The organism is Nioella sp., from assembly GCF_964229645.1.
GTDB lineage: Bacteria > Pseudomonadota > Alphaproteobacteria > Rhodobacterales > Rhodobacteraceae > Nioella.
Genome location: NZ_CAXREX010000097.1, coordinates 24760 through 32379, shown reverse-complemented (window position 1 = coordinate 32379; position 7620 = coordinate 24760). Strand labels below are relative to the sequence as shown.

Here is a 7620-nt window from a genome sequence, read left to right as displayed (position 1 = left end):
AGGCAGCGCAGGGCGAAGACCGAATAGGCTGTTGCGTAATTCAGGGGCACGTTGATGCCTTTTGCCGAACAGCCCGAGGTGCCGGCGAAATCGAGATGCAGGCCCTCTGGGCTGACCGTCAGCGCCGCGTGAAGCTCCAGTTCCTCTTCGTAACCATCGACGCGCAGCACGTAGCGGTAGGTGCCCGGGGCCAGCGCCGCGATGGCCTCCAGCGTGCCGCGCCGCGATGTTTCGATGATGTAATCGGCCAGCGGGTCGAGCCGTTCTAGCCCATATTCCTCCATCATGGATACGAGCCGCGCGGCCCCTGCCTCGCAACAGGCGATGAGCGCGTAGATATCGCCCTCGTTGGCGATCGGTTCACGGCTGTTGGCCTTCACGATGTCAAGCAAGAGCGCGTTCACCTCGCCCCGATCGACCAGCTTGCAGGGCGGGATCAGCAGCCCCTCGTCAAAGATGTCGGATCCTTCGGGGCCCATGCCCTGCCCACCAAGATCGACCAGATGCGAGGTGCAGGAAGTATAGCCCACGACCCGCCCCGCCTTGAACACGGGCATCATCAGCAAGAAGTCGTTCAGGTGGCCCGAGGCAAGCCAGGGGTCGTTGGTCATGTAGATGTCACCCGGCGCCATGTCCTCGACCGGGAAGCGCGCCCGCAGGGATTTGACCGCTTCGGCCATGGTGTTGATATGGCCCGGCGTTCCGGTCACGGCCTGGGCCAGCATCCGGCCATCCTCGTCGAATATGCCCGCGCTGATGTCGCCGCATTCGCGCACGATGGGGGAAAAGGCCGCTCGGATCAGCGTCTGGCCCTGTTCTTCGACCACGGCCAGCAGGCGGTTCCACATCACCTGAAGGCGGGGGACGGACAGTTCGGTCATGGCTCAGGCTCCTTCCCGTTCAAGCACGAGGTTGCCCCGCATATCCACGCGGGCGGTGAAATCGGCGGCGACGAAGGTGGTGGTCTGTGGCTCGGCGATCAGCACGGGGCCTTGCAGACGATCGCCGGGGGCAAGCTCTGCGCGGTCCACAAGCCCGGCACTGCGCTCTTGGCCTGTCACATCGCAGAAGAGAGTGACCTGCCGCTCCGGCTGACAGTCGCGCGGGGCGGGATCGGGGGACACTGGCCGTGGACGGAACGCCTCGGTTTCCACCTTTACGGCCCAGTTCAGCACCTCGATATCCATGCCGGGCACAGGGCGGGAAAACTGCCGCGCATAGGCGGTCTCGAAGACCTCGGTCAGCGCGGGCAAGTCCTCTGCGGCAAGGTTTCGGTCGGGCAGCGCGATCTCGATCTCGTGGCCCTGCCCGTGATAGCGCATGAACGCGCTGCGCGAGGTGAACACGGGCGCATCGGGGGCACCCTGACGCACCACCGCCAGGGCCTCGGCCGCGATCTCTGTGAAAAGCGCGTTGATGGCGCCGAGATCAAGCGAGGAGAGGAGCGCATAACGGCTGCGCACCAGCTCGAACCCGACGGGCGCATAAAGAAACCCCACGGCAGACCCCACGCCGGGATTGACCGGAACAAGGATGCGCGACACACCCGCCGAACGCGCCACCCGGGCTGCGTGAAGCGGGCCGTTTCCGCCGAAGGCAATCATGGTGCGCGGGGTCAGGTCCTTGCCCCATTCGACCGCGTGCATGCGCGCGGCGCTGGCCATGCTTTCATCGACGATCCGGCTGACGCCATCGGCGGCCTCGACCGGTGACACGCCAAGGGGCGTGCCGACACTGGCCGCGAGGGCAGCCGTTGCGGCCGCGGGGTCCAGCTTGAACTGCCCCTCGGCAAAGCCCTCTGGCCGGATGTAGCCAAGCGCGACATCGGCATCGGTCACCGTGGGGTGTGCACCGCCGCGTCCGAAGGCCACGGGCCCCGGATCCGAGCCCGCGCTTTCGGGCCCGACGGTCAGCCGCCCGAGCCGATCCACCGCAGCGACCGAGCCACCCCCCGCCCCGATCTCGATCATCTCGATCACCGGGATGCGCACGGGCATGCCCGAGCCCTTGATGAAGCGCGCCGCACGCGCGATTTCAAAGGCCCGCGAGGTCTGCGGCGCTCCGCCTTCGATGAGGCAGAGCTTGGCCGTGGTTCCGCCCATGTCGAAGGACAGGACCTCGGGCAATCCATTTTCTCGGGCGATCCGCGCGGCCAGGATCGCGCCGCCCACCGGCCCCGACTCCACGAGCCGGATCGGAAAGCGTGCGGCGGTGTCCAGCGTGCACATGCCGCCGCCCGCCGTCATCATCAGGATGGGACAGGCCAGGCCAGCGTCGCGAAACCGCGCCTCGAACGCGGCAAGGTAGCCGGCCATCATCGGCTGGATATACGCATTGGCCACGGTGGTCGACAGCCGGTCGAATTCCCGTGCCTCGGGGCTGACATCGCTGGACAGCGATACCGTCAGACCGGGCCGCGCGGCCCCGATGAGATCGCGCAAGCGGCGTTCATGGGCAGGGTTGGCATAGGCATGAAGCAGGCAGATCGCGACCGCATCCGCGCCGCTTTCGTCAAGCTCTGCCAGTAGGCCCGGCATCGCGCTTTCATCGAGCGGGATCAGCACCTTCCCAGACACCGACATGCGTTCAGGCACGGTAAAGGCACGTGTGCGTGGCACCAGCAGATCGGGCTTCTCGAGGTTGATGTCATATTGGGCGTAGCGGCGTTCATAGGCGATCTCCAGGATGTCGCGGAAGCCTTCGGTGGTGATCGTTGCCACCACCGCCCCGCGCCGTTCGATAAGCGCATTGGTGGCCAGCGTGGTGCCGTGGATGAAGCCGGTCACATCGCCAAGCTCCTTGCCCGCGGCGGCGAGGGCGCGGGTCGCGCCCTCGTATGCGCCATCTGCCGGCAGGTCGTGGGTGGTGAGAACCTTGTTGGAGGCCAGCACCCGGCCCGAACCGTCCATCAGCACGGTATCGGTAAAGGTGCCGCCGATATCGGTGGCGAGCCGCAGGGCGGTCTCTGTCATGTCTGGAAATCCTGAGCGGGTGTCGGTGCGGGCGGAGCGGGCTGAGACTCAGCCGAGCGCAGGCACCAGGTCGCAGCCGGTCGCGCGCCGGTTCATGGCGTCTTTCGCGGGGGCGTAGGCAATGGGCTGCATGGGGTCACCCTCAGGCGGTTCTGACCCGCATGAGGCCCCGACGACGTGAGTCGATCAAGCGAAATCTGCCGTGATCAGGGCCAGGCGGGTGCGGTGCTTCCCAGTTCGCAGGCGGGCCTGTCCCAATGGATCGGCACGCCCGCGACGCTGAGCGCCGGGCGCAGCCGCCGGGCTGGACCCCAGGGCGTTGTTTCGATTGCCTGCGCGTAATCCGCCTCTCCTGCCTTGGGGAAAGGGGCGCGGTCATCTGCCGGATACTGCGCCAGCAGCGCTGCCGTGCGGGCCAGGGAAAGGCGGGCATTTCGCAATCCGCGCCCGGCAACCGCATCGCGAAGGGCCGCGAGGGCCGCGCCGGCCATCAGGTAGCCCGTGGCATGGTCGAGCGCCTGAACTGGAAGAGGTGTGGGCCGATCTGCCCCCGCCCAGTCCATTCCCGCTGCCGCGATCCCCGCCGACATCTGCACCAGGCTGTCATAGCCCCGCCGCAGCGCCCAAGGCCCAGTCCATCCATAGGCCGAGAGCCGGATTTCCATCACCTGCGGCGCCACCCGCGCCCGCCAGCCCGCCCCGAGACCGAGCCGCTCCAAGGCATCGGGACGGTAGCCGTTGACGAAGAGATCGGCGCCGGCCAGCAGCTCTTCAAACCGTGCCCGGCCTTCGGGGGTGCGCAGGTCCAGCCGGGCACAGTGCTTGCCAAGCGTCACGTCCGGCGCAAGGCTCGGCTCCTCCCAGTCCACCGGGTCGATGCGCAGGACATCGGCACCGAACCCCGCCAGGGCACGGGTCGCGACAGGGCCCGCAAGGATGCGCGTAAGGTCGAGCACACGCAGGCCCCTGAGTGGCCTGTCGGGGGTTGCGCCCCAATCGCTGATCGTGGCGGGGCGCGTCTCCTCCCACGTCACCAGCGGTTCCGCGATCACGGCGGCACCCTGCGGGTGCCTGCCCCAGGCCGCGATGCTGCGCATCTCGGCGGCAACGCCGCCCTCGGCGACAACGGCCGCCTCCAACTCGGACGCCTGCCAACGGGCCGCGGCCCGGGCGACATCCTCGCGCGTTTCGGCACAGCCGAGCGCCCGGATCGCTGCCGCCCGGTGATGCGGCGCATTGGTATGGAGCTTGATCCAGCCATCCGCCGCCCGGTAATCGCCGGCGAGGTCGTCCCATGCTGGCGGCAGTTGCCAGCCCTGCGGGTCGATGGAGAAGGAAAACCAGAGCGAGGCGAGCCGCCTGTCGACACTGACCTCGGCCTTGCCTCCGCCGAGCGCGGCCCGCAGGGCCGCCGCCCCCTCGCCGACCGAGGCGACAGATGCAGAGGCCAGGTCGCTGACCCCGAAGCAGGAGGGCAGGCTGCCCTGCCCCGTCTCCTGCCAGTCCCCCGTCAGGCCGAGCGCCTGGCAGATCTCTTTCATGCGAACAGCCCTGCATAGTCCTGGCGCAAGGCCGCCTTCTGGACCTTGCCCATCGTGTTACGGGGAAGCTCTGGCAAAATGATCACCCGCTTGGGCTGCTTGAATTTCGCCAGGTCCCCGGCCAGCGCCTGCTGCACCCCGGCCTCAGTCACTTCCGCGCCAGTTCGGGCGACCACGACCGCGACCACCGCCTCTCCGAAATCGGGATGGGGCACCCCGATCACGGCGCTTTCATCGACGCCGGGCAGGTCGTCGATCAGGGCTTCGACTTCCTTGGGATAGACATTGAAACCGCCCGAGATGATCAGGTCCTTCGCGCGGCCGACGATATGGACATATCCGTCCTCGTCGATCCGCCCCAGGTCGCCGGTGATGAAGAACCCGTCAGCGCGCAGTTCCTCTGCCGTCTTCTCCGGCATCTGCCAGTAGCCGGCAAAGACGTTGTCGCCCCGCACTTCCAGCACCCCGATCTCGCCTTGCGGCAGGTCAGCGCCGGTTTCGGGGTCGCAGACCTTCAGCTCCACCCCCGGCAGCGGGAAGCCCACGGTGCCCGCGCGCCGGTCGCCCTCGTAGGGATTGGAGGTGTTCATGTTGGTCTCGGTCATGCCGTAGCGTTCGAGGATCGCGTGGCCCGTCACCGCGCGCCAGCGGTCATGGGTTTCCGCCAGCAAGGGGGCCGACCCCGACACGAAGAGCCGCATGCCCCGTGCGGCCTCGGCCAGCCCGTCCTGTTGCAAGAGCCGCGTATAGAAGGTGGGCACACCCATCAACGCGGTGGCCCCGGGCATCGCCGCCAGGATCGCATCGGCATCGAAGCCGGGCAGGAAGATGCACGAGCCGCCCGCCATGAGGGTGATGTTGGTCGCCACGAACAAACCATGGGTGTGGAAAATGGGCAGCGCGTGGATCAGCACGTCCTGCTCGGTAAAGCGCCAGTAATCGCGCAGGGTTTCCGAGTTCGAGGCCAGTGCCCGATGGGTCAGCATCGCGCCCTTAGAACGCCCGGTCGTGCCCGAGGTATAAAGGATCGCGGCCAGGTCGAGCGGGCCACGCGGCACCGGGTCGAAGCCCGGCACCTCGCCGTCGCGCGCCGCGCGCAGGCTGCCCGAACCGTCCGCCGCGATGGTGCAGAGCTGCGCCACGCCGCAGGCCTCGGCCACCGGGGTCAGGTCCTCCAGGCGGGCGGGGTCGCAGACGAAGAGCGCCGGGGTCGCATCGCCCAGGAAGTAGCGGACCTCGCCCGCGGTATAGGCGGTGTTGAGCGGCAGGAAGACCGCGCCTGCCAGCACGCAGCCCAGGTAAAGCTCCAGCATCTCCTGCGTCTTGGGGGCCTGAACGGCCACCCGGTCGCCGGGCTTCACCCCCATGCGGCGCAAGGCCGAGGCCATGCGTTCGGCATTGTGGAAAAAGGTGCCGAAGCTGACCGCGCGCCCATCCGAGGCGTGGGTCAGGAAGGTCCGCTCCTCGTGACCGGCAGAGGCACGGCGCAGCCTGTGGGCGAGGTAATTGCTGTCATACATCGGACCGGTTCCCTTGCTCGTCACATCGGCCACCGTGATGCCGCGAAGCGGGCCAGCCCGCAAGGGGTTCAGCGGTCGCGGATCACCGGGTCGATGGGGCCGAGCGGCCCGCCGCAGGCCACCTCGATGGCGCGCGCCACCTGCAAAAGCCGCGCCTCGCCCCGGGGCGGGCCGATCAGCTGGAGCCCGACGGGCAGGCCCGCCTCGGTCAGCCCCACAGGCACCGACAGCGATGGCAGACCCGTCGTGGGCGACAGGAACGAGAACTTGAGCCAGTCGATGTAATCGGTCAGCGGCTGGCCATCCAACACGCGCGGGAACTCCTCTTCGACCGGGCCGGGCATCAGCCCGACCACCGGGCAGGCCAGCACGTCGAAAGCGCCAAGGAACCGGGCCATCCGGTCGAACAGCTCGGATTTCGCAAGTTGCGCATCGACCACGTCATCAACCGTCAAGTCGCGCCCCTGCCGGATGTTCTGGGTCAGCGTGGCCTTGTAGTGGCGCTGCACGGCCTCGGGTGCGCGCCCGGTTCCGCTGGCCCAGATCAGCGCCCGCAAGGTGCGGTAGGTGCGGTCGAGATCGGGGAGATCGGGGCAGGCCTCCTCGACCACGCCACCCGCTGCGGCGACCCGCGCGAGGGCGGCGCGGAGATGGGCCTCGACCTCCGCCGAACACGGGGCGAAGCCCCCAAGCGTCGGGGAAAAGGCGATGCGCACCTTTTCGTCGGCCCTGAGCACCGCCTGCTGGTAGGGCTCCTCGGGCGGCGGGAAGGAAATGGACCAGGCCGGATCGAAGCCCGCCATGGCATCGAGGAAGAGCGCACAGTCGCGCACCGAGCGGGCCATCGGGCCCTGCACTGCCTCGGGCGAGAAGCGGTTGCCCGCCGGGCCGGGGCCGGCGATGCCGGGGCTGGGGCGAAAGCCCACAACCCCGCAGAAGGCCGCCGGTGTGCGCAGGCTGCCCGCAAGGTCGGACCCATGCGACAGCCACAGCTCGCCCGTGGCCAGCGACACCGCCGCCCCGCCCGAACTGCCCCCGGCATTCAGCGCCGTGTTCCAGGGGTTGCGCGTGGCACCGAAGACCGCGTTGAAGGTGTTGGCGCCCGCACCCATTTCCGGCGTGTTGGTCTTGCCCAGGACGACGCCGCCGCGCGCTTCCAGCCGGTGCACCAGCGGGTGGCTCTCCTCGGGCACGAAATCCTTGAGGCCGAGCGTGCCCCAGGTGGTGCGCACGCCTGCAACCGGCATCAGGTCCTTTATGCCGATGGGCAGGCCCGCCAGCCAGCCGGGGTGATCCGCGTTCGCTTGGTCCAGAACCGAGCCCCGCGCCCGCGCCTCGCACAGCGTCACGGTGGCGTTCACCGTGGGCTCCACCTCGGCGATCCGCGCCATCGCGGCATCGATCAGCTCGGAGGACGAGACCTCGCCCGCCTTCAGCATCGCCACCACCTCATGCGCCTCGCGGGCGCAGATCTCGGGCCCCGTGAACACCGCTTGCGTCATATGCGCGTCCTCCCCTGCCTTGGCGCAGCATGAGCCAGCGCCGCGACAAAGGAAACCGCGTTGTCACGGCCTCTAGGCAATCCCC

Annotated in this window: 5 protein-coding genes; all 5 read right to left on the bottom strand. The window is 68.5% G+C overall.

Annotation, left to right across the window (positions count from 1 at the left end; genetic code table 11):
• Positions 1-881, bottom strand: an 881-nt coding sequence (locus ACEQXV_RS06780) for a hydantoinase B/oxoprolinase family protein (RefSeq protein ID WP_370268434.1), incomplete at its 3' end; no start/stop codon positions are given.
• Between the two features lie 3 nt (positions 882-884).
• Positions 885-2972 carry a hydantoinase/oxoprolinase family protein gene (locus tag ACEQXV_RS06775; protein WP_370268432.1) on the bottom strand — a complete coding sequence of 696 codons (2088 nt, stop codon included), beginning with the start codon at positions 2970-2972 and terminating at the stop codon, positions 885-887.
• Positions 2973-3178: 206 nt separating this feature from the next.
• Complete coding sequence (locus tag ACEQXV_RS06770; RefSeq protein ID WP_370268431.1) at positions 3179-4513, bottom strand: CoA transferase; 1335 nt, start codon at positions 4511-4513, stop codon at positions 3179-3181.
• On the bottom strand, positions 4510-6033 hold the full coding sequence (locus tag ACEQXV_RS06765; protein ID WP_370268430.1) for a malonyl-CoA synthase: 1524 nt from the start codon (positions 6031-6033) through the stop codon (positions 4510-4512). Before ACEQXV_RS06765 ends, ACEQXV_RS06770 begins: the two co-directional genes overlap by 4 nt.
• Before the next feature lie 68 nt (positions 6034-6101).
• Positions 6102-7535: an amidase gene (locus ACEQXV_RS06760; RefSeq protein WP_370268429.1), complete on the bottom strand. Its 1434-nt coding sequence runs from the start codon at positions 7533-7535 to the stop codon at positions 6102-6104.
• Between the last annotated feature and the right edge of the window lie 85 nt (positions 7536-7620).

Bases quoted from the DNA above. Each gene is read 5' to 3' on its own strand.
- ACEQXV_RS06775 (WP_370268432.1), bottom strand. From the start codon at position 2,972: ATGACAGAGACCGCCCTGCGGCTCGCCACCGATATCGGCGGCACCTTT.
- ACEQXV_RS06770 (WP_370268431.1), bottom strand. From the start codon at position 4,513: ATGAAAGAGATCTGCCAGGCGCTCGGCCTGACGGGGGACTGGCAGGAG.
- ACEQXV_RS06765 (WP_370268430.1), bottom strand. From the start codon at position 6,033: ATGTATGACAGCAATTACCTCGCCCACAGGCTGCGCCGTGCCTCTGCC.
- ACEQXV_RS06760 (WP_370268429.1), bottom strand. From the start codon at position 7,535: ATGACGCAAGCGGTGTTCACGGGGCCCGAGATCTGCGCCCGCGAGGCG.